The sequence below is a fragment of the Candidatus Poriferisodalis sp. genome (genome assembly GCF_965204195.1).
GTDB lineage: Bacteria > Actinomycetota > Acidimicrobiia > Acidimicrobiales > Poriferisodalaceae > Poriferisodalis.
This window is the reverse complement of sequence record NZ_OZ241975.1, coordinates 2,637,722-2,662,046: the sequence shown is the minus strand read 5'-3', so window position 1 is coordinate 2,662,046 and position 24,325 is coordinate 2,637,722. Positions and strand designations below refer to the sequence as shown.

General features: G+C 67.2%; 24 protein-coding genes, 3 tRNA genes and 1 riboswitch. Of the genes, 12 read left to right on the top strand and 15 right to left on the bottom strand.

The window, feature by feature from the left end; translation table 11 throughout:
- Positions 1-23 precede the first annotated feature (23 nt).
- Positions 24-1,223, bottom strand: a complete 1,200-nt coding sequence (locus ACOGI8_RS11915; protein WP_419854017.1) for an aminotransferase class I/II-fold pyridoxal phosphate-dependent enzyme — start codon at positions 1,221-1,223, stop codon at positions 24-26.
- 92 nt (positions 1,224-1,315) lie between these two features.
- On the opposite strand from ACOGI8_RS11915, the gene ACOGI8_RS11910 reads away from it, so the two are divergent.
- Positions 1,316-2,014 (top strand): DUF4328 domain-containing protein, encoded by a 699-nt coding sequence (locus ACOGI8_RS11910; RefSeq protein WP_419854016.1) that lies wholly within the window; start codon positions 1,316-1,318, stop codon positions 2,012-2,014.
- A gap of 94 nt (positions 2,015-2,108) precedes the next feature.
- Here the strand turns inward: ACOGI8_RS11910 and ACOGI8_RS11905 are convergent, their stop codons facing one another.
- From ACOGI8_RS11905 to ACOGI8_RS11860, 10 genes are all read right to left on the bottom strand, one after another.
- Entirely contained in the window at positions 2,109-2,513 is a 405-nt protein-coding gene (locus tag ACOGI8_RS11905) for a type II toxin-antitoxin system VapC family toxin (protein WP_419854015.1), read from the bottom strand.
- The gene (locus tag ACOGI8_RS11900) at positions 2,504-2,767 is read right to left on the bottom strand and encodes a hypothetical protein (protein ID WP_419854014.1); all 264 of its coding nucleotides are present in this window, start codon (positions 2,765-2,767) and stop codon (positions 2,504-2,506) included. The genes ACOGI8_RS11905 and ACOGI8_RS11900 overlap by 10 nt, the downstream gene beginning before the upstream one ends.
- Positions 2,768-2,826: 59 nt before the next feature.
- Positions 2,827-4,236, bottom strand: a complete 1,410-nt coding sequence (gene hflX / locus ACOGI8_RS11895) for a GTPase HflX (protein ID WP_419854013.1) — start codon at positions 4,234-4,236, stop codon at positions 2,827-2,829.
- The gene (gene dapF, locus ACOGI8_RS11890; RefSeq protein ID WP_419854012.1) at positions 4,236-5,243 is read right to left on the bottom strand and encodes a diaminopimelate epimerase; all 1,008 of its coding nucleotides are present in this window, start codon (positions 5,241-5,243) and stop codon (positions 4,236-4,238) included. The genes hflX and dapF overlap by 1 nt, the downstream gene beginning before the upstream one ends.
- Positions 5,244-5,457: 214 nt before the next feature.
- Positions 5,458-6,417: an SDR family oxidoreductase gene (locus ACOGI8_RS11885; RefSeq protein ID WP_419854011.1), complete on the bottom strand. Its 960-nt coding sequence runs from the start codon at positions 6,415-6,417 to the stop codon at positions 5,458-5,460.
- Positions 6,418-6,439: 22 nt separating this feature from the next.
- Positions 6,440-6,516: transfer RNA gene (locus tag ACOGI8_RS11880), tRNA-Gly, on the bottom strand.
- Between the two features lie 74 nt (positions 6,517-6,590).
- Positions 6,591-6,815, bottom strand: a complete 225-nt coding sequence (locus ACOGI8_RS11875; protein WP_419854010.1) for a hypothetical protein — start codon at positions 6,813-6,815, stop codon at positions 6,591-6,593.
- A 13-nt stretch (positions 6,816-6,828) separates the two neighbouring features.
- A complete protein-coding gene (locus tag ACOGI8_RS11870) occupies positions 6,829-7,038 on the bottom strand; it encodes a hypothetical protein (RefSeq protein ID WP_419854009.1) in 210 nt (69 codons plus the stop codon).
- Positions 7,035-8,273 carry a homoserine O-acetyltransferase MetX gene (gene metX, locus ACOGI8_RS11865; RefSeq protein WP_419854008.1) on the bottom strand — a complete coding sequence of 413 codons (1,239 nt, stop codon included), beginning with the start codon at positions 8,271-8,273 and terminating at the stop codon, positions 7,035-7,037. Before metX ends, ACOGI8_RS11870 begins: the two co-directional genes overlap by 4 nt.
- Positions 8,274-8,382: 109 nt before the next feature.
- A complete protein-coding gene (locus tag ACOGI8_RS11860) occupies positions 8,383-9,552 on the bottom strand; it encodes a DEAD/DEAH box helicase (protein ID WP_419854007.1) in 1,170 nt (389 codons plus the stop codon).
- 239 nt (positions 9,553-9,791) lie between these two features.
- On the opposite strand from ACOGI8_RS11860, the gene ACOGI8_RS11855 reads away from it, so the two are divergent.
- Together ACOGI8_RS11855 and ACOGI8_RS11850 are read left to right on the top strand one after the other, a co-directional pair.
- A tRNA-Cys gene (locus ACOGI8_RS11855) sits at positions 9,792-9,862 on the top strand.
- Positions 9,863-9,941: 79 nt separating this feature from the next.
- A tRNA-Val gene (locus ACOGI8_RS11850) sits at positions 9,942-10,015 on the top strand.
- A gap of 318 nt (positions 10,016-10,333) precedes the next feature.
- Here the strand turns inward: ACOGI8_RS11850 and ACOGI8_RS11845 are convergent.
- Positions 10,334-10,921, bottom strand: a complete 588-nt coding sequence (locus ACOGI8_RS11845; protein WP_419854006.1) for a hypothetical protein — start codon at positions 10,919-10,921, stop codon at positions 10,334-10,336.
- Positions 10,918-11,838 (bottom strand): DNA-methyltransferase, encoded by a 921-nt coding sequence (locus ACOGI8_RS11840; RefSeq protein WP_419854005.1) that lies wholly within the window; start codon positions 11,836-11,838, stop codon positions 10,918-10,920. The genes ACOGI8_RS11845 and ACOGI8_RS11840 overlap by 4 nt, the downstream gene beginning before the upstream one ends.
- A gap of 474 nt (positions 11,839-12,312) precedes the next feature.
- Here ACOGI8_RS11840 and ACOGI8_RS11835 point away from each other — a divergent pair, with 474 nt between their 5' ends.
- From ACOGI8_RS11835 to ACOGI8_RS11820, 4 genes are all read left to right on the top strand, one after another.
- Complete coding sequence (locus ACOGI8_RS11835) at positions 12,313-13,515, top strand: CaiB/BaiF CoA transferase family protein (RefSeq protein WP_419854004.1); 1,203 nt, start codon at positions 12,313-12,315, stop codon at positions 13,513-13,515.
- Between the two features lie 127 nt (positions 13,516-13,642).
- Entirely contained in the window at positions 13,643-14,710 is a 1,068-nt protein-coding gene (locus ACOGI8_RS11830; protein WP_419854003.1) for a 6-phosphofructokinase, read from the top strand.
- Positions 14,711-14,759: 49 nt separating this feature from the next.
- A riboswitch (TPP riboswitch) is annotated at positions 14,760-14,868 on the top strand.
- On the top strand, positions 14,856-15,992 hold the full coding sequence (locus ACOGI8_RS11825) for a thiamine ABC transporter substrate-binding protein (protein WP_419854002.1): 1,137 nt from the start codon (positions 14,856-14,858) through the stop codon (positions 15,990-15,992). Its footprint overlaps the riboswitch before it by 13 nt.
- Before the next feature lie 40 nt (positions 15,993-16,032).
- Complete coding sequence (locus ACOGI8_RS11820) at positions 16,033-17,757, top strand: ABC transporter permease (RefSeq protein ID WP_419854001.1); 1,725 nt, start codon at positions 16,033-16,035, stop codon at positions 17,755-17,757.
- Between the two features lie 36 nt (positions 17,758-17,793).
- Here the strand turns inward: ACOGI8_RS11820 and ACOGI8_RS11815 are convergent, their stop codons facing one another.
- The gene (locus tag ACOGI8_RS11815) at positions 17,794-18,180 is read right to left on the bottom strand and encodes a hypothetical protein (protein ID WP_419854000.1); all 387 of its coding nucleotides are present in this window, start codon (positions 18,178-18,180) and stop codon (positions 17,794-17,796) included.
- 122 nt (positions 18,181-18,302) lie between these two features.
- Positions 18,303-20,396, bottom strand: a complete 2,094-nt coding sequence (locus tag ACOGI8_RS11810) for an acetoacetate--CoA ligase (protein WP_419853999.1) — start codon at positions 20,394-20,396, stop codon at positions 18,303-18,305.
- 98 nt (positions 20,397-20,494) lie between these two features.
- On the opposite strand from ACOGI8_RS11810, the gene ACOGI8_RS11805 reads away from it, so the two are divergent.
- The 5 genes from ACOGI8_RS11805 (at position 20,495) to ACOGI8_RS11785 (ending at position 24,246) form a co-directional block, all read left to right on the top strand.
- The gene (locus tag ACOGI8_RS11805; RefSeq protein WP_419853998.1) at positions 20,495-21,274 is read left to right on the top strand and encodes a TIGR03084 family metal-binding protein; all 780 of its coding nucleotides are present in this window, start codon (positions 20,495-20,497) and stop codon (positions 21,272-21,274) included.
- Between the two features lie 58 nt (positions 21,275-21,332).
- Positions 21,333-21,959 (top strand): dephospho-CoA kinase, encoded by a 627-nt coding sequence (coaE, locus tag ACOGI8_RS11800; RefSeq protein WP_419853997.1) that lies wholly within the window; start codon positions 21,333-21,335, stop codon positions 21,957-21,959.
- Positions 21,956-22,810: a hypothetical protein gene (locus ACOGI8_RS11795; RefSeq protein ID WP_419853996.1), complete on the top strand. Its 855-nt coding sequence runs from the start codon at positions 21,956-21,958 to the stop codon at positions 22,808-22,810. The genes coaE and ACOGI8_RS11795 overlap by 4 nt, the downstream gene beginning before the upstream one ends.
- Before the next feature lie 64 nt (positions 22,811-22,874).
- The gene (locus ACOGI8_RS11790; RefSeq protein ID WP_419853995.1) at positions 22,875-23,792 is read left to right on the top strand and encodes an HAD family hydrolase; all 918 of its coding nucleotides are present in this window, start codon (positions 22,875-22,877) and stop codon (positions 23,790-23,792) included.
- Positions 23,785-24,246: a hypothetical protein gene (locus ACOGI8_RS11785; protein WP_419853994.1), complete on the top strand. Its 462-nt coding sequence runs from the start codon at positions 23,785-23,787 to the stop codon at positions 24,244-24,246. Before ACOGI8_RS11790 ends, ACOGI8_RS11785 begins: the two co-directional genes overlap by 8 nt.
- Positions 24,247-24,325 lie beyond the last annotated feature (79 nt).

Below are 24,325 nucleotides of genomic sequence, written 5' to 3'. Positions count from 1 at the left end.
AGTTTCAAGTTCTAGTTGAGAGCTCAGCCGACGCGGGACTCGACCATGTCAAGGGCGTCGTCGGTCAGCACGGCTGCGACTCGAACACGATCGGCGGCGGCCGGTCCGTAGAACTCGCCTGGCGACACGAGAATGCCCACCTCGCTGAGCAGCGTGCGAGTGAACGCCCACGCGTCGCCTTCGGGAGCTGCGGCCCACAGGTAGAACCCACCGCGAGGCAGCGCAGGCTCGGGGCCGAAACTGCCGACGATGCGCGCCAAGCGCTCCAGCCGGTTCCGGTATCGCTCTCGCTGCTCGGCAACATGGTCTTGGTCGGCCAGTGCTGCGACCGCTGCCGCCTGCGCCGGGCCCGGCACCATGAACCCGGCGTGCTTGCGAACCTCTCGCAGGTAGTGGACGAGTTCGGGATCGCCTGCGTAGAAACCCACCCGTACGCCAGCCAGGTTCGATCGCTTTGACAATGAATGAACCGCGATAACGCCGTCGACCTCGGCGCGCAGGCCGCCGCCCGGTCTTGTGTCGACCTCGTCGCCGTGGGCCTCACCGCCGCCAGCCGTCGCCGCGGAGGTCGGCGTCAAGATCGTTCTGGGCACTCCATCCCAGGTGAACTCCGCATAGCACTCGTCACTGAACACCGGCACGCCACGCTCGCGCCCCCAGCGCGCGGCAGCACCGAGATCGTCAAGACCGCCAGCCGGGTTGCCCGGCGTGTTCACCCACAGCACCAACGCTCGCTCGGCATCGGCATCGCTGATGGCATCCAGCCGGATCGACCAGTGCTCGTCTGCCGGCACCGGCACCGCCCGGCAGCCGGCCAGCTCAGCCCCCATGGCATAGCTCGGATAGCTGATCTCGGGAAACAGAACCGTGTCCCGTTCGGGGGTGCGCAGTCGCAGCCAGTGCGGCAGCCCGGCCACAAACTCCTTCGAGCCGATCGTTGCTGCCACCTCTGCAGCGCTGTCCACCTGCACACCCAGCCGTTCGGTGCACCAGCGCGCAGCTGCCTCCCGGAGTTCGGGCGTGCCGATCGACGGTGGGTAGCCGCGCTCGGAATCCGACCCGCCCAGCGCCGCCAGCACAGCGGGCGTGGGCGGATCCACCGGTGTGCCGATGGAGAGATCCACCAGCCCGCCATCGTGCCGATCAGCGAGCGGCTTCAGCTCGTCTAACCGGTCATGGGGATACGGCGGCGGGACGTAACCCCCCGGAGCGCGAGAACTCACCCGGACATCATCGCCCACGCAGAGTGTTCCGAGTCGGTCTGCGCCGAATGCAGACATGCCGTTGACTCGAATGCCTATCGTGACAGGCGCTCATGACCAGTCCTCGAAGTGATCCCAGCGATGCTGCCTCGAACGAGAACAGGCGCCTGTCGCGTGGCCTGACGAAGTGGTTGGTCGGGCTGCTGGCGTTCTACGCCGCCGTCGTTTTGGTGAAGACGGTGACGGTCGCGATGGCGTACCTCCGGTTTGACGAGTCGACCACGGAGGCTGAGCTTGCGAAGATCGCGCCTGAAGCTGAAGTCGTCCAGCTCTTCGAATCGGTGTACCTGCCGATCTTCGTTCTGTTTGTGGTCTGGACGCTCAAGGCGCATCGAGCGTCGGGCCAGTTGTGGCCGTATGACCGGCGCTGGCGACCTGCGTGGGCCGTCGGCGGCTACTTCGTGCCGATCCTGTGGTTCGTGATCCCGCCGAAGGTCCTCGCGGAGATCCACCGCATCGCGGATGCCGAGCGCGCAGGCGGCAGGGTCACCAGCAGTTGGACCGAGAGACGGACGCCTCCCCTACTGGTGACGTGGTGGATCGCATTCGCATACGCCTCGGTCGCTGGTGGCATCGCCGCGACGGTCATCGAGACCTCGTACATCGTGCCGAGGAGCGATCGGATCACGACGGTTCAGTCCGCCTACGGGTGGTCCATCAGCGCCAATCTCGTCGCTGCCGCATCGGCGGTGATGGCAGCCGTGTTCGTCTCCCGACTCGGCCGACGGCTGCAGAACATGGCAGTTGACTAGCTCGCCCTGCGAGCTGGTGTTGATGCTGGGCCTCGGACTCGTTGAGTGTCAGCATCTCACGGGAGGAGTGGCGCCACCGCTGGCGCCTACCGGATCAGTGTGCACTGATCGGCGTCCAGACGATTCCGTCGACGTGCTCGAAGTGTCGGTCGGCTGAGACGAGGTCGGCGCCGGTTTCCATTGCGTGGGCAGCGATCCAAATGTCATTGGTAGGAATCGGGCGCCCCTTCGCCCGGAGCGCGGCCGCGATGCGTGAGTAGCGGTCGGCGGTCACCGGTCCGACGTCCACGAGCGAGATGCGGGGGCTGTCCAAGAATGACCGCAGTGCATCCAGATTTTGCTCCTGACGGGAACCGCAGCGGAATCCGTGCATCAACTCGCCGACCACGACTGCGGAGAGCAGCAGCTCACGAGCTTTCCTCACGAGCTGCGTGACTTGCTGCTGGCCTCGCATCAGCAGGGCGTAGGCATTGGTATCAAGCAGCAGTCTCACTTCCATATCGCTTCGTCGATGACGTCGAGTTCCTTCAGCACGGCATCCATCTCGTCGTATTCCTCTTGCGACCACTTGCCGATGAGATGATCGAGCGACGAGCCGATGCAGTCATCGGCACTGGCGTTTTCGGACAATCCGGCGCCCTTGCGCAGCAGACGCAGCGCCGCCTTGTTCAGCGAGACACCTTCGCGTTGAGCGAAACGCCGCATCGCGTCCTCAAGCTCTTCATCGAAACCTCTGACCGTGAGTTGCTTCATGTTCGGGCTCCTGAGTGAGGCAATTATGAGTCACTATAAGTCGTGAAATGACTCAGCCATCATGCGTCAGTTGCTCGGGTGCTGCTTTGGGCCGATACCGACCGGACGACTTCCGATTCTTGGCTGTCGCCGGTCGCGAATTCTGCGAACAGGCTGCGGGCGACATCGTCGAGCCGCGCACGCACCACGGTCCCGTGGTCGTCGTGGGTCTCCGAGAGCACTTCGCCTTCCCGGTGGACTGCCGCCAGGGCATCGCCGCGGGAGTAAGGGATGCGCAGCTCGGTGACCTCGGTGAGGTGCCGGAGACGGTCGCCGACAGCGAGCAGGAGGTTCTCGATGCCGTCGCCGCTGCTGGCCGAGATCGCATGGGAGCCCTCGTAGCGCTCCAGCAACTGCCTCACGGTGCCACCGTCGACAGCGTCACACTTGTTGAAGGCGATGAGCTCTTCGACATCGCCCGCACCGATCTCGCGCAGCACCGAACGCACCACATCGATGTGCATCTCGGGCTCTGCCGCCGAGGCGTCGACCAAGTGCACCAGCAGGTCGGCTTCGGCCACCTCCTCCAGCGTCGACATGAACGCCTCCACCAGCGACGTAGGCAGCTTCTTGATGAACCCGACCGTGTCGGTGACCAGCACCGTCTCGCCGCCAGGCAGCTGCAGGCGCCGGGTGGTGGCGTCCAGCGTGGCGAACAGCCGGTCTTCCACCAGCACGTTGGCCCCGGTGAGGCGTCGCAGCAGGGTCGACTTGCCGGCATTGGTGTAACCCACGATCGCGACCGTGTGGTAGCGGGAGCGCCGGCGCGACTTGCGCTGGTTCAGCCGGGTCCGCCGCAGCCCGCGCAGATCCTTCTCGAGCCGCGCAAGCCGCCGTTGGATCCGTCGGCGATCCACCTCGAGCTGGGTCTCGCCCGGTCCCCGCGTGCCGATGCCGCCAGCCTGCTGCGAGAGCTGCCGCCCGCGGCCGCGCAGCCGTGGGAGCCGGTAGCGGAGCTGGGCCAGTTCCACCTGCGCCTTGCCTTCGAGCGTCGTGGCGTTCTGGGCGAAGATGTCAAGAATGACCGCCGTGCGGTCGAGCGCGGTGCGCTTCAGAATGCGCTCCAAGTTGAACTGCTGCGCCGGCGACAGCTCGTCGTCGAACACCACGGTGTCCGCATCGTGCTCAAGCGACGCATCCAGGATCTCGTCGGCCTTCCCCCGTCCCACAAACGTCGCCGGGTCAGGTGCATCCCGTCGCTGAACAATCCGCTCCACCGAGTCCGCGCCAGCGGTGTCCACCAGCCGCTCCAGCTCGTCAAGATTGGCGTCGACCTCATCAGCAGTCCGCTCCGCCAACTGCACCCCCACCAGCACGATCTGCTCCCGAAACGCCCGATCGATCAGCCCCGACTCAGCCCCCCCAAACTCCCCAAACCCACCCCGATGGCTTTCGTCCGCCACCTGGCCTGCGTCGTCAGACTCAGCCATCAAGCATCCAGTGATGGTGCGTCTAGTTGCCACTCATGGTCGCCAAGGTGCTCCACCCAGACGCTGAGTATGGGGTGACCGTCGTCTTCGTCGGTCGAGACGATCGCCTTGCCGCCTGGCATCTCGACGAGAGTCTCTGCGCCGGGCACCACGAGACCCCAGTCTCGTGCCTGCACCGCAGCGGTGACCGCGCCCGTGCCACACGCCTGCGTCAACCCTGCGCCGCGTTCCCAGACGGACATGCCGATCGACGATGAGTCCGCCGAATCCGAGTCCTCGGGCCCAGTCCGCCAGATGAACTCGACATTGATGCCGCGGGGAAAGTGTGCCTCGAACGCTGCACCGAGATCAGCGGTATCGCGCGCGTTGATCGGCCGACCAGCGTTGATGACGAGATGCGGATTGCCGACATCGCCGGTCTCCCGCTGCACGCTTCCGAGGGCTCGCCTGATTTGTTCGTCAAGCGCTGCCGAAATATCCGGTCCGCGGGCCACGTGAGGCATGTGGACTTCGGCGAGCGGATCGACGGGCTCGACCGATCCGTTCTCGGCTGCTGCGAATTCGGCACTCAAGGTCACGCGCCTCGCTCCGTCCGCCGTGTCAACTGTCAGTACGAGAATGTCGCCCCGCGCTTCGGCACGCCCGCCAAACTCCATGCCCGCAACGAAGGTACGGGCTACCTCGTTGGCCAAACAGGCGAGACCATTGCCGCTCACCTCTGCTGACGACCCGTCGGAGTTGTACAGCTTCATCCCGACACGTCTGGCCGGCGTTGCGGAGGCGGATTCGTCTGCGTCCGGAGCCAGGCTCGGCTGCGTGGGATTCATGCCAGTGGCCAGTATCAAGCCGTCGGCACCGATGCCCTTGCGTCGATCGCAGGTCTCTCGGGCAAGTCCGGCCAAGTCGCTGACACGTCGTTCGAGATCTGCTTTCTCGCGGTCGCTCAACAGGGCGACGAGAAAGTCGTTGCCGAGACCCTGGTGCTTCGCAACATGGAGCGTGTCCACCGCTCCATTGTCACACCTGGACCCTGAAATCCACGAGCGAATTGCATCGCAAGGTGAATGACCGAACCCGTGAGGGGTGGGCGGGGGCAGGGGTGCCCACGCGCAGTTCGCAGCGCCACAGCCCATCCACCCTGTTACGGGCGGCGCTGCGCTTGTTTGAGCATGGGTGCGCCTGCTCCCGGCCAGCCCGGGTGCGAAAAAGCTGCCGACGCAACTACGAAGTGGGTTCGCGCTGGCCGTAGTTCTTGAAGGTGTCGCCGATCGACGTTGCCACCGAGGCCAGCTTCGAACGGCCCTCATTCAGCCGGGGAGCCATCGCGGTCAGACCCTCGACGGTCCAGCGGCCCTCGGTGACGATGATGTCGTCATCGGCGAGCGACCAGCCTTGGTAGAGGCCCACCTCGTTGGCGCCCACATGGAACACGCCCCCGGTGAACGGGCAGTCTGCGGTCGACAGGTAGGCAACCAGCGGGCTCACATTGGCCGGGTCGTACACGTCGAACTCAGCAGGGTCGTCGGGTGCCTTCACCACGTCGCCCAGCCCGGGCGTCTGCAGCGTCAGGCGGGTGCGTGCCACCGGCGCCAGGCAGTTGACGCGCACGTTGTAACGAGCCAGCTCGCCCGCCGCCACGAGTGTCATCGCAGCAATGCCCGCCTTGGCGCCCGAGTAGTTGAACTGGCCGAGGTTGCCGAGCATCGCGCCCGATGCCGTGTTGATGATCGAGCCGTTGACTTCCCTGCCCGCCTTGGTTTGCTCGCGCCAGTAGGCAGCGGCCCAACGCGTCGGGCAGAAGTGACCCTTCATGTGCACCTCTACGACCGCGTCCCACTCCGGCTCGGTCATGTTGACCACGACGCGGTCGCGCAGGATCCCTGCGTTGTTGACCAGCACGTGCAGGTCGCCGAAAGCCTCGACGGCCGCATTCACCATGCGCTGGGCACCCTCCCAGTCGGTGACGCTGTCGCCGTTCGCAACTGCCTCACCACCCATGGCCTCGATCTCCGACACCACCTCTTGTGCCGGTCCTTGATCCGCGCCTGTGCCGTCGGCAGAGCCGCCGAGGTCGTTGACGACGATCTTCGCCCCCTCCGACGCCATCAGCAGCGCATGCTCACGGCCGATGCCGCGGCCCGCGCCGGTGATCAGGACCACACGTCCGTCAAGTGCACCCATGTTGTTCTCCCGTGATGGAACTTGGAGCGGATGACCGGGGTCGAACCGGCGACCTCAACCTTGGCAAGGTTGCGCTCTAACCAACTGAGCTACATCCGCGCGGCGGATCACTGTAGCAAGCGCCTACCGCACAGACGTGTGGAATCGGCGGGGTGGAGCCGCTCGCGGACGGGTTATTCGGCAGGGGGCCGCAGGTCGATGCGCAGCGTCAGGATCCCGTCGTCGAGGGTGGCGCTGGCATCACCAATCATGGCGTAGTCCATGAAGTCCAGCTCGGCCTGACGGATGAAGTGACGTCGCTCCTCGCCGCCGATGGCGGGCAGGTTGCGCTTGCGCACCGCCTCGGCACGCTCGGCGAAGCGGGTGATCATTTCCTGTGGATCGAAGGTCTCGCTCATGTCGTTCTGGCTCTCATGATGGCTCAGCCGCGGTGCTCACGTCACCTTGCCACCGCTGCGGGGCCGTCCGCCGCAGGTACACGACAAATCCGGTCCCGCACGCCACCGTGAGCAGGCCCAGCACCACCACCAGCAGCCACCACACGCCCAGGCCCGAGCCCACCGCCTCCGACGGCACGTTGGTATGCGCATCGGCCAGCAGCACCGTGCCGCTGCCGATCAACGGGTGGCTCCCGGCGATCTCGCATCGCTCTTGTAGATGTCGTCGATGAACTCGCCCATCGGCGGGCCGGTCTGGTCGGGCTCGGTGAGGAAGCCGTCGTGGCCGTTGTCGCTGTCGATGTCGACGTGCTCGACGCGCATCGTGCCCCGGCTCTGCAGCGCTTCGACGATCCTGAGCTGCTGGGGCCGCGGGTAGAGGAAGTCGGTGCGCACGCTCATCACCATGGTCGGCGCGACGATGCGAGCCAATGCGGCATCGATGCCGCCGCGGCCTCGCCCGACATCGTGGAGGTCCATCATCTTGTTGAGCACCAGGTAGGTGTTGGCATCGAAGCGGGGCACGAACTTCGCCCCCTGGTAGTCGAGATAGCTCTCCACGTCGAAGCGCTGCTCGAGCCGCAGCGGGAGCAGCGGGTCTTCGCTGTGGCGGGCGAACCGGCGATCGAACTCTTCGCCGGAGCGGTAGTGGATCATCGCGATCCGCCGCGCATTGGCGAGACCGCGATGGGGTCCGCCCCCGTCGGGTGCGTCGTAGTAGCGGCCGTCCCTGAAGTTGGGGTCGTCATAGATCGCCTGCCGCCCGACTTTGCTCCAGGCGATCTGCTGCGCGGATGCCTCCGCTGATGCGGCGATCACGACCAGCGAGCCGACCCGCTGGGGGTAGGTGATGCCCCACTCCAGCACGGCCATGCCCCCCATCGAGCCGCCCACGACGCTGAGCCAGCGACTGATGCCGAGGTGCCGGCCGAGTGCCCACTGCGAACGTACGACGTCGCGGTTGGTGACCACGGGAAATTCGGGCCCGTAGCGCTCGCCGGTGGACGGGTTCAGCGACGACGGGCCGGTGCTGCCTTGGCAGCCGCCGAGCACATTGGCGCACACGATGAAGTAGCGGTTGGTGTCGAGCGGGCGGCCGGGGCCGATGAAGTCGTTCCACCAGCCCTCGGTGATCTGAGCGGGCGGGTGCGCCGCGCCATGAGCGTGCGCATCGCCAGTCAGTGCATGGCAGACCAGCACCGCGTTGGAGGCGTCAGCGTCGAGTGCGCCCCAGGTCTCATACGCGAGCACTGGCTTGTGGAGCAGGCCGCCGCCTTCCAGCGTGAACGGCCGGTCCGGCGACAGATCGAAGAACTGCCGCTCGGCCGCGCCGAGGCCCGGGTGCCATGCACCCGAGGCGGGCAGCGGCCAGGCCGCCGCATCGTCGTTCGGGGCGCTCGCGCGCCTCGCACTGTCCACAGCTGAGCCTTCGTCCTGGGCCTTCGATTCCGGAGGCCGGGTTCCAGCGGCCAGATTGCCGCTGGATAGGCAAGGGTACCGGTAGGCCCCGGTCCGTCTAAAGCCGCTTTTAGCGGCTGGCGTTTTGGCTGCTGGCCGCGAACGCTGCGAGATCGTCGAGACGCTCGTCGTTCGAGAACACGTCGTGCAGCCGCAACCGCAGGCCGAGCCGGCGTTGCAGCTGGCGCACTTCGAGCTCTTCGTCCCACAGGAACATGGTGACAGCGGTGCCGCTGCGGCCCGCTCGAGCCGTCCGCCCGGAGCGGTGCAGGTAGGTCTTGTGCTCGGGGGGCACGTTGTAGTGCACCACCACGTCGACCTCGTCGATGTGCAGCCCGCGGGCGGCGACATCGGTGGCCACCAGTGCCGCCAGCTTGCCCTTGGCGAAGCTGGCGAGCGCACGCTCGCGCTTGACCTGGGGCAGATCGCCGTGGATGGCGCCTGCCTGCACCCCGGCTTCTCGCAGGTCACGGGTGAGCTGGTCGGCGCCCCGCTTCGTGCGAGTGAACAGCAGCGTGCGCCCGTTCGCCTCGATGATGCGGGCGGCGACTCGCACCCGGTCCATCTTGTGCACCGACAGGAACAGGTGCCCCATCTCCGACACAGTCACCTCGCGCTCGGTGACTTCGTGGAAGACCGGGTCTTGCAGGTGCCGCTTGACCAGCGTGTCCACGACGCCGTCGAGCGTGGCCGAGAACAGCAGCGTCTGGTGCTGGCCGTCGATGTGACGCAGCACCCACTCGACCTGGGGCAGGAACCCCATGTCGGCCATCCGGTCGGCTTCGTCGACCACCACTCGCTGGATGCCCGACACGTTGACGGCGCCGCGGTCGATGAGATCGATGAGCCGTCCGGGGGTGGCGATGACCACGTCCATGCCGCCCGCCAGCAGCTCGATCTGCCGGTCGAGATTGGTGCCGCCGTATGTGGCGATCGATCGCAGGTCGGCAGCCTTGGCCAGCGGCTCGACCACGGCGGCGATCTGGTTCGCCAGCTCGCGGGTCGGCGTGAGCATGAGAGTGGTGGGGTGGCCGTCGGCGGCACGCGGCGTCAGCGCCAGCATGGGCAGGCTGAACGCCAGCGTCTTGCCCGAGCCCGTCTTGGCTTTGCCGCAGACGTCCCGGCCGGCGAGTGCTTCGCCGATGGTCAATTCCTGGATGGCGAACGGCTCGGTGATTCCTTGGTCAGCCAGGGTGTCGCAGAGGGGTTCGGGTACGCCTAGTTCACTGAATGTTGTCACGGGGGTCTTTTCGAAGGGCGTGGCCCAAGGGTTGCGCTGCCAGCTACGCGAACTGCGACAACGCTGGGCAGTGGGGCCACACGGCGAACTGCCTTGGCTGCCGAGTGTATGGGAGCAGGGGTGCCTGACGGCGGAGCAAGGCGTGCGACGCCGCCGATCGGCTCCTGAAGTGCGGCGGTCGACGCTGCCGAAAATGCCGCCGTCATTCGGGGGGCAGACCACTACCCTGCGAAGTCCTGGGCGGAGTGGCCGAGTGGTTAGGCAGCGGCCTGCAAAGCCGTGTACGCCGGTTCGAATCCGGTCTCCGCCTCGCTGACCGGCCGGACCCCGAGCAGGCTGAAGGCGTCGGCCGAGCCGTAGGGGCAGGGTGCTAGCGTGAGTCGCCCTCAGGGCGATTGGCGCAGTTGGTTAGCGCGCTTGCATGACACGCAAGAGGTCACAGGTTCGACTCCTGTATCGCCCACACGGGGCATCATGGCGAGTTATGTGGGGTGATGTTCGCGAGTTAGCTCGCAGCAGGCTGTGGGCGGTTGCGGGCAGGGCTGTGGGCGGCGCGCGCGTCCGCGAGTGGGGTTTCGCGCACGCGATCTGAGGCCGGCGGGCGGGTCGGGCTGATTTCGGGCGCGACAAGGCAGGCGGTCAGGGACCGCCTGCCTCATTTGATGCGGTGGATCAATCGTTCGGCGGGGCGCGTCCGTTGGCAGGCGGCTGTCGGCGCTGCTGAGGCTTTTGGCGGCGCTTGTTCGCTTCATGCCGCTCAGCACATCAACCGCGACTGGCCCTAGAACATGTCGGGGTTTCGATCCTGTACACAGATTGCAAGCCGGTCGAAGAAGCCGTCCATATCCGGGGCGTCGACGACGACTGGTCCGTTCGAGAAGTCGACCTCAACGAGGGCGGACGCTTCCACCATGCCAGTTGCCCATGCTGGCGCGTCACGACCCGAGAGCCGCTCGATCGCCTCCCGAAAGAAGTCGACCCACCGAGTGCCATCCTGACGCATGCCATTGCCGACATGAAACACCACGAGGTAGCCAGTCACGATCTCCGGTGATAGGAGCTGGACATTTGCCACTTCTCCGGCCAAGTCATCAACTCGATTCGGGACCGTCCCCGAGATATTGCTGAGCAGCGACTTCAGGCTGATACCCAATCGCACTTTGCCTGTGGCCGGCCATCCCACATCCCATTTCTTGGAGCGCCCGATGCCCGGGACCGCTAGCTCCGCCATAGCATCAGCTATCCCGCGCAGTCCCAGTTGCTCGATACACATTGCGGCGAGCACCTCGAGCCGCTTCGTGGATGTGGGTTTGTCTTCGGTGACTGCAATTTCGTACAGGCTGTCGATGGCGTCCTGTAATGAGATCACGACGCCAAGCGTTCCGACGCTGCGGCGTGATAGCCGGCATCGATTTCAACGCCGATGCTGTGGCGTCCGCACTGTCGAGCCGCGACCTGAGTCGACGCGGTACCGGTGAACGGATCCAACACTGTGTCGCCAACGAAGCTGAACATGCGTATGAGCCGTTCTGCCAACTGGACGGGGAACGGCGCCGGGTGATTCCGCGTCGAGGCGCCACGAATGTCGTTCCAGATCTGACGGAACCAACGATCGTGATCGGCGGCGGCGATGACGCTCAGCAGGCGGGCCGCGGCGGAAGGACTGCGATAACCACCCGGCTTGCGCAGCATCAGTATGTACTCGATGTCGTTTTTGATCACGCCGTTGGGCTCAAAAGGCTTGCCGAGATAGGCGCCGCGACGATTGGACTCGGGTGAGACATTGCTGATCTTGTGCCAGATGATCGGGGCGAGATTGTCGAATCCGATGTCGCAGCACTGCATCTGGATGGATGCGTGGAGAGGTACGACCGCATGACGCCCGCCGTTCTGGCGGCGAGACAGGCAGACGTCACCAACTACGCACACGAGCCGGCCGCCCGGCACCAACGCGTCGTAGCACCGTTCCCACACACTCTGCAGACCTGCCAAGAATTCACTGAAGTTGTCAAGCCGTCCCAGTTGGCCCGAAGAAGGGGGATATTCCTTGAGTGTCCAATATGGAGGCGATGTAACCACTAGGTGCACTGATTGTTTTTCCAACTGCAGTTCTCGCGCATCGCCGAGGATGACCTTGTGGTCCGTCTCGATGTTGGCGAGAGCGCCGCGGATCCGCTCGGTGCTGACCGGGTCCTTGGCAAGCGCTGGGATTGATCGCTGATCTTCCGGCCGTATGGTCCGCAGGTCGGCTGGCAGCGCCAGATCGAGCGTTGACCTTGTGCTCACGACGTTCCAATTCCATTCACGCATTCATATTGGCAGCGGCCGAACGGCGAGAAGGGCATGCTCAGCTGCGGCTGCCGCGGTCTCGCTGCAGTGGGCCCATGTGCCGGACGTCTGTCGACCACGGCTCGCACAAGGGACTCGGCCTGGAGGGGCCAAGCGCCGCGGCGATCGACGTCGTCGGCGCCGACAGTCATATCGAGCGCTTTGGGCCGCATCTCTTCGGTAGCAGGTCTAAGGGTGATGCTGTTCATCATCGTGTTCACTCACCGATCCTCGGGTGACGGCGACCGTACGGCGGCGGTGTGACGCAACCGACTCAAATGCCTCCGCTCTCGTCGGCAAGCGCGCAACGACTGCGGCCTTCACAACTGCGATGGGCCCCGTCGTAGGGTTCGGCACGGCGGCGCAATGGTCCGGTGCGCAGCAGTCGCACTCCGACGCCCGCATTACGGCCGTGCCAGAATTCGCGGCGCTATGGGCGACAGCAACGGGGACACCGCCGACCAGAGGCCACTCGAGGGAATCCGGGTGCTGGACTTCACGCGTGTGGTGGCGGGGCCGCTGGCCACACGGATGATGGCCGACATGGGCGCCGAGGTCATCAAGATCGAACCGGTCGACGGCGATCTGAGCCGCACGTTCCCGCCGTATGTGCCGGGCGACGTGAATCCGTACTTCTCTCAGCAGAACGCCGGCAAACGCTTCTGCTCGATCGATCTGCGGGCGCCGGGCGCCCCGGAGCTCGTGCGGGAACTCGTCGGCCGCTGCGATGCGGTGGTGGAGAACTACCGGCCCGGCGTGATGGCCAAGTTCGGGCTCGGGCCCGACGAGATGTGCGCCGCATACCCCGCGCTCGTGTACTGCTCGGTCACCGGATTCGGCCAGACCGGTCCGTGGGCCGACAAGCGGGCGTATGCACCCGTGGGCCACATGGAGTCGGGCTACATCGACTACAGCCTGCGCAAGACTGGTGCCGAGCCTGAGAACCCGCCGCTGGTAGTGGGCGACATCGTGACAGCCATGTCGGCTGCTGCAACCATCAACGCGATGCTGGTCAAGGCGACCCGGACGGGCCGGGGTGGCCACATCGATGTCTGCATGGTGGAAGCGATGGTGTACATCCAGGAGTGGTCGGCCGTGGAACTGGCAGGCGGCTGGGATGAGCCCAACGCAGGGCTCGCCCACGAATGCCCGATCCTGGTGCTGCCCGACGGGCGGGTGTGGGCCATCGCCGGCAACCCCGCAGCGTGGTTCGACGACCTGCTCAAGGCGATGGGCCGGCCCGAGCTGGCCCACGACCCGCGATTCGCCGCACCTGCAGCACGCATGGCCAACCGCTACGAGCTGTACGACGAGATGACCCAGTGGGCAGCGGGCTTCGCCGACGTGGACGACTTCCGGCGAGCCATCGAGGCGGGCACTCCGTTCAGCGTGGCCGAGATGCGCTCCATCACCGAGTTGGCGGAAACCGATTGGGCTGCTCATCGCGGGTTGCTGGCCGAGACCGCCTCGGGCTTCGCGGTGCCCGCGCGTCCGGCGCTCGGCTCAGGCATCGGCACCGACGGCCATGTCGCGGCCCGCGGTGCGGATAACCGCGATGTCATCGGGGGGCTGCTCGGCTATGGCGACGAGCATCTCGATGAACTCGAAGCTGCCGGAGTGCTCGTTACCGCCTGAGTTCGCCTGCGCCAGCAGCCGGCGACTCGCAGGCTTTCGATCCGCCGGACCGCCTCGCGGCAAGCGCAGCATCTGCGGGTGATATGCCCTCGCGAGCGCCCGTGAGCACTCCGATTAGCTTGAGCCCGTGCGCATCGGGGTGCTGACCGGCGGGGGCGACTGTGCAGGCCTGAACGCGGCGATCCGGGCCGTCGTTCGAACGGCGGGCCACGAGCTGGACCGCAGCGTCATCGGCTACCGGCGCGGTTGGAACGGCGTGCTCGACGGAGACAGCGTGAAGCTCGATTCCGAAGCCATGCGAGGCGCGCTGCCACGGGGCGGCACCATGCTCGGCACCTCTCGCAGCAGCCGTCGCCTCGAGACCGAGGGCGCGGCGCCGCTGATAGCGCAGCTCGAACGAGACGGCGTCGATGCGCTGGTGACCATCGGCGGCGACGGCACGCTGATCACCGCCGGACGGCTCTCCGACGCCGGGTTCCCGGTGATCGCCGTGCCCAAGACGATCGACAACGACGTGGAGGGCACCGACGTCTGCATCGGCTTCGACACGGCGCTGGGCGTCGCCTCCGAGGCAGTCGACCGGCTCCACACCACTGCCGAGTCGCACAACCGGATCATGGTGCTCGAGGTGATGGGCCGCCAAGCCGGCCACATAGCTGCAGGTGCGGGCATCGCCGGTGGCGCCGCCGCGATCCTGGTGCCCGAAGCGCCGTTCAACATCGACGGCATCGCCGAGCGCCTCATTGCGCGGCATCACCGCGACCGCAACGCGTCCATCGTGGTCGTCGCCGAGGGCGCGATTCCCGACGGCAGCGTCGAGGCACCCGACACCGGCACCGACGAATGGGGCAACCGGATCCTCGACGGCATGGGGCAGTTCGTCGGTGATCTGCTCGCGGAGCGCACCGGCTACGACACGCGCACGACCGTGCTGGGGTACATCCAGCGAGGCGGGCCGCCGACGCCAGCCGACCGGCTGCTGGGCAGCAGGCTCGGGGCCCGTGCTGTCGAGGTGCTCATGGAGGGCACGTCGGGGTGCATGGTGGGCGTGCACTCCACCGGCATCGCCCTGCGACCGCTCGCTGAGGTCGCGGGCCGCACCCGCTATCTCAGCGACGACCAATTGGAGCTGCTCGATCTCATCTCTACGGCACCGGTGCTGACACCTCTGCGCACCTCGCGCCGCTGGTTCTGAGGCTGCTTGGGAGGCCGGCCGGCGACGCCGCACGGTAGGGTGACGGCGACAACACATACCGGGGAGCCCATGGGGCTGAGAGGGAGACGGCAGTGCCGTCGCCGACCCGAGAACCTGATCTGGGTAATGCCAGCGGAGGAAGCACATGACCACCCACCGAGTGCGCAGGCCATTTCGTCTCGCTGTCGCCGTCGCCGCAACGATGCTGCTCGTCGCGGCGTGCGGCGGCGACGACGTCCCCGAGACCGACTTTCCGGCTCCGCCGCCTGAGACGGAGTCTCCGTCGGCGGCAGCTACCGAGACCGCAGAACCGGCCGATGAGGCACCGTCGATCGACGGTACGACCGTGACGCTGATCACCCACGACTCGTTCAATCTGTCCGACGGGACGCTCGAGGAATTCACGGCGCTGACCGGCGTGACGGTGGAACTGCTCGAAGTCGGCGACGCTGGCACGCTCGTGGCCGAGGCGATTCTCACCAAGGACGCGCCGCTGGGAGACGTCCTGTTCGGCATCGACAACACGTTCCTTCAGCGCGGTCTCGACGCCGGCATCTTCGAGCGCTACGAATCGCCGGCACTCGCCGGCGTGCCCGAAAATCTCCAGCTCGACCCGCGTCACCGGGTCACACCTGTCGACTATGGCGACGTGTGCGTGAACTACTGGAAGGACGCCGTTCCGCGGGTGCCAGAGAGGCTTGAAGATCTGGTGCACCCAGATTTCACCGATCAATTCGTGGTGCAGCATCCTGAGACCTCGTCACCGGGTCTGGCGTTCCTGCTCGCCACCATCGCCGCATTCGGCGAATCCTGGGAGCTGTACTGGGAGGATCTGCGAGCCAACGGCGTGACGGTGACTGCCGGCTGGGAAGACGCCTACTACGGCGAATTCACTTCCGGAGGCGGCGAGCGATCGGTGGTGGTGTCGTATGCGTCGAGCCCGCCGGCGGAGGTGATCTTCGCCGACCCGCCAACCGATACGGCACCCACCGGCGTCATCACCGAGTCGTGCTACCGCCAGATCGAATTCGCGGGGATCCTGTCGGGCACCGACAACGAAGCCGGGGCGCAGGCACTCATCGATTTCATGCTGAGCGAGACGTGGCAGAACGACGTGCCGCTCAACATGTTCGTGTACCCCGTGATCGAGAGTGCGACGCTCCCGCCGGAGTTCGTCGAGCACACCGCTGTGCCGGATAACCCGCTGATGCTCGACCCGGCTGAGATCGAGGCCAACCGTGACGCGTGGACCGAGCGGTGGGTGGAGATCGTGCTGCGCTGACCGTTCTGCCCGCCCACAGGCTGAGCCGACGGGCGATGTGATGGAGACCCGACCGCTGCGGCGGCACCCCGTGGCGGCAGTGCTCGGTTGGGCACTCGCTGCCGCCGCGCCGTTCGCCTTCTTGGCGGTGTTCTTCGCTTACCCAGTGCTCACGGTGGTGACGGACGGGCTCAGCAGTCTCGGCGACGTACTGGGGCGCTCCGCGATACGCGGGGTGATGTGGTTCACGGTCTGGCAGGCCGTTGCGTCGACCGCCCTCACCCTCGCGGTCGGCATTCCTGCGGCGGCAGCGCTGGCACGCCTGCGGCCGAGGACACGGCGGATCGTCCGTGCCGTGATCACTGTTCCGTTCGTGCTGCCGACAGTGGTGGTGGCCGGTGCCTTCGAAGCGGTCTTCGACCGGTTCGGCCTCGATGGCGGCACCCTGTCGCTGCACCACACCGTGTGGGCGATCCTGCTGGCGCACGTCTTTTTCAACTACGCCGTGGTGGTGCGGACGGTGGGCTCGTGGTGGGCCGGCCTCGACGGTCGCAATGCGGATGCGGCAGCCGTGCTCGGCGCGACGCCGGTGCGCGCGTTCCGGCACGTGACTTGGCCGCTTCTGCGGCCTGCGGTTGCGGCCTCGGCGGCCGTCACGTTCCTGTTCTCGTTCACGTCGTTCGGGGTGATCCTGATTCTCGGCGGCCCGGCACGCGCCACCGTCGAGACCGAGATCTACCGGTACGCCATCACGCGGCTCGACTTCGCAACGGCCTCCGCGCTGGCGCTGTGCCAGCTCGTCGCCGTCGCGGCTCTGGTCGCGCTGGCGGGCGTTGCCGAGCGGCGCCGGGCGGTGGCTCGACGGGCGCCCGGACGCATGGCGCCGCGACGGCGGCACAGCGTGATCGCTGTCAATGCCATCGTCGCCGTGGTGTTGCTGGGCGTGCCGATCATCACGCTGGTGGAGCGGTCATTCGCGACGGGCGGCGGCTACGGCGTGGCCAATTTCGTCGCGCTCGCCGATCGTGTGCAGATGCTGCCGACGACAGCGCTCGCTGCGCTGCGCCACTCGCTCGTATTCGCCGTACTCGCCACAGCGATCGCCACAGCAATCGGCGCGCTCGCATCGGCGGTCGTGGTAGGCGGCCGACCGGCCTCGTCGAGGCGCAGCCCGGCACTGGGGATGGGGCCGCTGCCGCCGGACACCGCACGACGCGGTTGGCCGCGGGGCGGGTCGAACCGCACTCGGGGCACTGCATGGCTGCGGCGGCTGTTCGATGTGGGGTTGACCTTGCCGCTCGGAGTGTCTGCCGTGACCGTGGGGCTCGGGATGCTGCTCGCGCTCGACACTCCTCCCTTGGAGTTCCGCACGGTGTGGTGGATCATTCCTGTCGCGCATGCCCTGGTCGGGATGCCGTTCGTCGTCCGCACGCTGGTACCGACGTTGCGTTCGATCGACGACCGGCTGCGGGAGGCGGCATCGGTGCTCGGTGCCTCGCCGCTGCGCACCCGCCGCGAGGTCGACGTTCCGATTGCGTCACGCGCAGTGGCGGTTGGTGCGGCGTTCGCCTTCGCCGTGTCGCTCGGCGAGTTCGGTGCCACTGCGTTCCTGCCGCGGCGGCCCGACACGCTCACTGCGCCGCTGGCGCTGTTCCGGCTGCTCGGCACGCCGGGGGAGACGCTGCAAGGTCAAGCCATGGCGCTCGCCGTCGTGCTCATGGCGGCGACGGCTGCCTCTGTGCTGGTCATCGAAGGCCTGCGCCGCACCGACGAATCACTGTTCTAGCGAGCTGCAAGCCGGCGGCCGCAGCCGTTTGGTGCGCTAGGACGACTTCCAGAGACGATGCCCTTCGATCCACAGCAGCACGGGCAGCGTGGTGTCGATGATGTGCCAGATGGTGCCGTCGCCACCGTGCGCCCATGTCGCTGAGAACCAGTTGGGCACGAAGGCGATGGTCATGACGACCGTGGCCACGAACATGGCTCGGGCGCTGCGATCGTGCGGATTCGCCACCCGCCGCTGCCATGTCGTGAACAGCGCTGCTGCCAGGGCGGCCGCCATGAACCAATCCAGGACGAGCCACACATCGAGGTTGGCGGGATCGCCTGGCTCGTCACCGGGCCCGTAGAAGGGATACACGAAGAAGTTCACGACCACCGCGGCGGCAACGAGCTTGAGATAGATCGCGACGGGCTTGGCGAGGGTCATGTGACGAGCCTCCTATGGCTCCGGATGGACAGCGACATCGGCGGCGCCGGTGCCTGCCGACCAGAATAAGAAACCGCCTGCGCCAAGTGTCGGAAGCTCACGGTTCCATGCATGCGCTCGTGCTATGTCCGGAGCGCCGGATGATCGGCGAAGTGGTCGAGCGCGTCGGGATCGTCGATGGCCTCGACGTTGGCCACCGGTCGGCCCTCCACGACGTCTCGAACCGCCAGCTCCACGAGCTTCCCCGAACGGGTGCGCGGAATTGCCGGTACTTGAGCGATCACTGCGGGCACGTGCCGAGGCGATGCCCCCGAACGGACCTGCGAGCGGATCCTGCCGGTGAGCTCGTCGCTGAGCGTCACGCCCTCGCGCAGCTTCACGAACAGCACCACCCGGGTGTCGCTGCTGGCTGTCGCCCTGCCGCCGGCAGGCACTCGCTGCCCGATCACCACGCTCTCGAGCACCTCGTCGATCTGGTCGACCTGGCGGTAGATCTCCGCGGTGCCGATGCGCACCCCGCCGGGATTGAGCGTGGCGTCGGATCTCCCGCTGATGATCATGCCGCCGGCTGGCGTCCATTCGGCGAAGTCGCCGTGATGCCACACGCCCTCGAAGCGCTCGAAGTACGCAGATCGGTAGCGCGCGTCGCCGGGGTCGTCCCAGAAACGCAGAGGCATGGACACGAACGCGTTGCGGCACACCAGCTCGCCCTGCGTTCCCGCGTCGAGGGACGCGCCGTCGGCATCGGCCACGTCGACGTCGAGGCCGAGCGCAGCCGCCTGGATCTCGCCGCGGCGGACCGGGCCCGTCGGGTCGCCGATCACGAAGCCGCCGCAGATGTCGGTGCCGCCCGAGAACGACGCCAGGTGAATATCGGCCTTCACCTGCTCGTACACCCAGTCGAAGCCCTCGGGCGCCAGGGGAGAACCAGTTGAGGAGATCGTGCGCACCGTGTCGAGCGCGTGGGTTTGTGCAGGCCGCAGACCGGCCTTCATGGCACCTTCGATGAACTTGGCGCTGACGCCGAACAGCGTGACGCCCCAGTCGTCGGCCACGTCGAAGAGCCGCGCCGGACTGGGATGGAACGGCGACCCGTCGTACAGCACCAGCGATGCGCCGCTGGCCAGCCCGGCGACGAGCCAGTTCCACATCATCCAGCCGGTGGTGGTGAAGTACATGACGCGATCGCCGGGCCGGACGTCGAAGTGCAGCCGCTGCTCGCTCCACAGCTTGAGCAGTGCGCCGCCGGCCCGGTGGACGATGCACTTCGGCTTCCCCGTGGTGCCCGACGAGTAGAGGATGTACACCGGCTGGTCGAAGCCGAGCCGTTCGAACGTCAGGTCGTCGCCGCTGACGGGGCGATGAGGCGCCAGCCACTCGGTCCAGGGTGTCGCTGATCCCGGACTATCGCCCGACGGCGTGGGGGCGCTGCGGTCGTACGGCGCGATAACGAGCCGCCGCAGCTCAGCCTCGTGGCTCGCCAAGCTGGCCGCCACCTCCGCCGCCTTGCTGGACGTGTGATGGCGGATGCCGTTGTAGTAGTAGCCGTCCACGGCGACCATGACTGTCGGGGAGATCTGGCCGAAGCGGTCGAGCACGCCGTCGATGCCGAAGTCCGGGCTGACCGAGGAGTACACGGCGCCCAGCGACGCCGTGGCCAGGAACACGATGAGCGCTTCGGGGCCGTTGGGGAGCATGGTGGCGACCCGGTCGCCCACGCCGACGCCATCGGCCGCCAGTGCCCGCTGGCACGCGGCCACCTCGGCCCGCAGCTCGCCGTGCGTCATGGTCAGCTGCACTGCGTCCTCGCCGATGAAGACCAGCGCCGTGTCGCCAGACTGCGGCCCGCCCTCAGCGACCGGCCGCAGGTAGTGCTCAGCGATGTTCAGGCTGGAGCCGCCGAAGAACTGCAGACCAGGGCCCGGCATCGCGCCACCGCCGGCCGCCGAGGCAACCCCGCCGTGCGATCCCGCGGCGATGAGGTCTGGGCCGAGCTCGCCGATGCCGTCGCAGAACTCCCACACGGCGCGCCAGAACGCCTCTGGATGCTGCACCGACCACGCGTGCAGATCCGCGTAGCTGTTCCGGTCGAGCCCGATTCCCACCTGTTGGGCGAACTGCCAGAGCTGGGTTCCCGCACGTCGCTCGGCGCTGGGCCGCCATAACACGCTTGCGTCGGCGACTGCGGAGATCTCGCTGCCTGCTGAGCTGCTCATCGAGCGCAACCTAGTCAGCCGCCGTCACGTCCTCCGCTCCGATGGGCGAGGCGGGAACCAAGGATTCGCTTCAAGGCGCGCGGGTAGTGTCCCCACCCATGGACGGCATCTGCGACGACCTTCAGGCAGAAAACGACGCGCTCGGCGACGTGGTCGGCGACCTCACCGAGGAGCAGTGGCGCCTGCCCACGCCCGCGGAGGGCTGGGACAGCCGCGAGACGATGGTGCACCTGGGTATGACCGACTGGGTGGCGACGGTGGCCGTGGTCGATCCCGAGCACTTCGACGACTTCAAGGCCGCTGCGGCTCGGGGCGAGATGGACCTGCACACCGCTGCCGGGTTCGACTTCGCCTCCATGTCTGGAGCGGAGATCTGGGACTGGCTCTGTGCCGAGCGCACCAAGATGCTGGACGCCGTGCGCCCGCTGCACCCCAAGGATCGGATTCCCTGGTTTGGACCGTCCATGGGGGCGCTGTCGTTCGTGACCGCCCGGCTCATGGAGACCTGGTCGCACGGGCATGACGTGGCCGACACCCACGGCCGGGAGCTGCCCCGTACCGATCGGCTTCGCCATGTAGCCCACATTGGCGTGAGCACGCGCGGCTGGAGCTACGCGAATCGGGGCCTCGAGGTGCCTGACGGTCCGGTACGGGTAGAGCTGGACGCCCCGAGCGGAGACGTATGGACGTGGGGTCCCGAAGATGCGGCCGACAGAGTGAGCGGCGACGCCTACGACTTCTGCCTGGCGGTCACTCAGCGTCGCCACCACACCGAAACCGGGTTGTCGGTCACCGGCCCGCTGGCGACGGGGTGGATGGACATCGCCCAGGCATTCGCCGGGCCGCCGACCGACGCCGAGAGCCGCCGCGCCGCCTGAGCGCGATGCGGATCGGCGCGCGGGCGAAGGCAGTGCTGAGGCGCGCACAGGGGGCTCGGTGCTGATTGTCGGTCTGACCGGTGGCATCGGGGCGGGCAAGTCGTCGGTCGCGCGGCTGCTGGCCGGTCACGGAGCGGCGGTGGTGGATGTCGATGCCCTGGGCCGCGAGATCATCGCTCCCGGCGGGTCGGCGGTACAGGCCGTGCTCCAGCGATTCGGCAGCGAACTGGCAGGTCCCGATGGCGGCATCGACCGTCCAGCGCTCGCGTCGATCGTGTTCAACGATCCCGACAAGCTCGCAGCCCTCAACGAGATCAGCCACCCGGCGATCAACGAGCTCCTCGACGAGCAGATCGAGTCCATCGGGGCGGCTGGCACAGCCAATGTCGTGGTGCTCGACATGGCCGTGCTGGTCGAGAGCACGCTCGGTCGGGACACGAGATTCCCCTACGAGGTCGTCATCACCGTGGAGGCGCCGCCCGATGTGCGCCTCGAGCGCCTCGTCGAGCGGGGCATGACGCCGGACGATGCCAAGGCGCGTCTGGCTTCTCAGGCCACCGACGAGCAGCGGCGGGAAGCCGCGAACTTTGTCATCGGAAACGGCGGCGGGAGTGCCGAGTTGGCCGAGGCCACTGGTGAGCTGTGGGACGCCCTGCGCAGGCTGGCAGACGAGCGCTCCGCATGAGCCCCGAGGCTCCTCCCGCTCGCTACCCGCCGCAGAACCACATCCTGCGGCACCTGCGTCTCAGCCATCAGATGTCGAGCGACGGGTCGCTGATGGCAACCATGCCGATCCTCGACGATCTTGCCGACGGTCCTCTGGCCGAGGGGGGCTGGCTGCGGCTCGGCGCCGTCGCCACGCTGGTGGATTCGGTGGCGGGGCATCACGCCGTGCTGCAGGTGACGCCCGACTGGTCGGCCACATTGCATCTCTCGACTGTGCTCGCAGCACGTGCGGTGGGTACCGAGGTGACGGCTCGCTGCACGCCGTTGCGGGTCGGCCGGAACCAAGTTGTCACCGAGACATCGGTGACCGACGAAGCGGGAACCGAGATTGCCCGCTCGACCTGCACTTACGCCCGCCTTCCCCGGCGAGACGACACGCCGGTCGTGGATTCCACGGCGCGCGAGAACACCGTGGACTACCGGGAGGACCATGAGCTGAATCCCCGGCCCGCGCTGGACGATTACTTGCGGATCACACCGGTGACCGGCGAGCCGCGCATCGAGCTGCCGATGCACAACCGCATCCGCAACTCGTTCGGCTCGCTGCAAGGGGGCGCGTCGATCGTCGTGGCGGAGGTCATGGCGAACCACCTTGCCGGCATGGCGGCTGATCGCGAGCGCAATTCGCGCTGCGTGTTCGCCGACGTGCATTACTTGGCACCGGGCCGCGGCGGTCCGTTTCGCGTCGACGGCGAACTGCTAGCGCGCACCGGTCACCTGGTAACGACCCGCACCCGGATCTTCGAGACCGCCGGCGACACCGACCGGCTGCTGCAAACCGCCACCGCGACGGCGGCGTATCTCGACTGAGCTCCGAGAGGCTGAGCCGAAATAGGCATGCCGTGTGTGACACCCGCGCTCTACCGTGCAGGGCATGACCACGCCGCCCCGCACCGCGCCGGCCCGGCCCCGAGCCGGCTTGCCGCGGCTGGCAGCGTTCGATGTGGACGGCACGCTGATCGATCGCCATGGCGTACTCACCGAGCGGACTGCTTCGGCGCTGCGTGCGCTTGCCGAGGCGGGCGTCATCACCGCCTTGGCCACCGGCCGCCCATGGCCGCAGGCCCAGTCGGTCGTGCGCAGGGCGCCCGGCGTGTCGTATGCGGTGTGTCTCAACGGGGCGGTGGTGATGGACGCCGTCGCGGGCGAGCAGATCGCGGATCGCGCGATGACGCACATCGAGGCCATCGAGGCGGCGGAGATTGCCCGCAAGCTGGTGCCCGACGTCCGGCTCGGGCTCGACATGGCCGACGGCCGGCACGTGTGGGAGCGCGGCTTCGCTCCCGCCATGCCCGTCGACCTGCTTGCAGACATCAGCGTTGAGCGCGTCGACGATGCGCTCAGCGCTGTCGACGGTCCTGTCCTGACGTGGCTGGTGCATGCGCCGAGCGTCGACACGCTGACGATCATCGACGAGCTGTCGCCGGACATGCCGCTCGGCACTGAGATTCGACCGTCCGGCTTGGACATGGCAGAGATCGCAGCTGCCGGGGTGAGCAAGTCGGCGGGGCTGGAGATCATCTGCCAGCGCTACGGCTTCGGCGCCGCAGATGTCGTGGCGTTCGGCGACGGGCTGAACGACATCGACATGCTGCGCTGGGCCGGCCAGGCGGTTGCGATGTCCAATGCTCCCGACTCGGTCCGCGATGCGGCCGACCGGATCGCGCCGAGCAACGAGGACGATGGCGTTGCCGTCGTCGTCGAGGCGATGCTTGCCCCCGAAGGCGGGCCGCTGGCTGGGCGTGGCGGTACGTTCGCTGCTGCGCCGCCCGACGGGAGGTCCGATGGCTGACGGAGAGCGCCGTTCGGTGTGGGAGCGAATGCGGCGCGGCATGGCCGACCACAACGCCAAGGCCCCGCGCACGCCCCTGGGAATGCCCGAAGTTGTCGCGGACGACGACGCAGCCGATGCTGCGGATGACATGCCCGACGGGGCGACCGCCGAGCTCGTGCTGGAGCGCATCCATCACTACCGGGACACGATCCGCAGCTATCAGGTTCTCATTGAGAACCAGCGAGTCGGGCAGATCCGCGACGACCAGACCGAGCACTTCGTACTGCGTCCGGGCAGCTACACGCTGCGTCTGCAACTGCTGTGGATCTTCAGCCCCAGAGTGGTCGTCGAGTTGCCCGCCAGCACCGAGACGCGTCTGATCTGCGGCCCCAACGGCGGCATCCTGCAGGCTTGGCGGCTCTTCTTCGCCCCCACCACTGCAATCTTCCTCCGTTTTGCGGAGGAAGGGTGATGCAGGCTCCGCTTTGCGGAGGAAGCGTGATGCAGGCTCCGTTTTGCGGAGGAAGGGTGAACGGGGCCGCCGGTAGGGT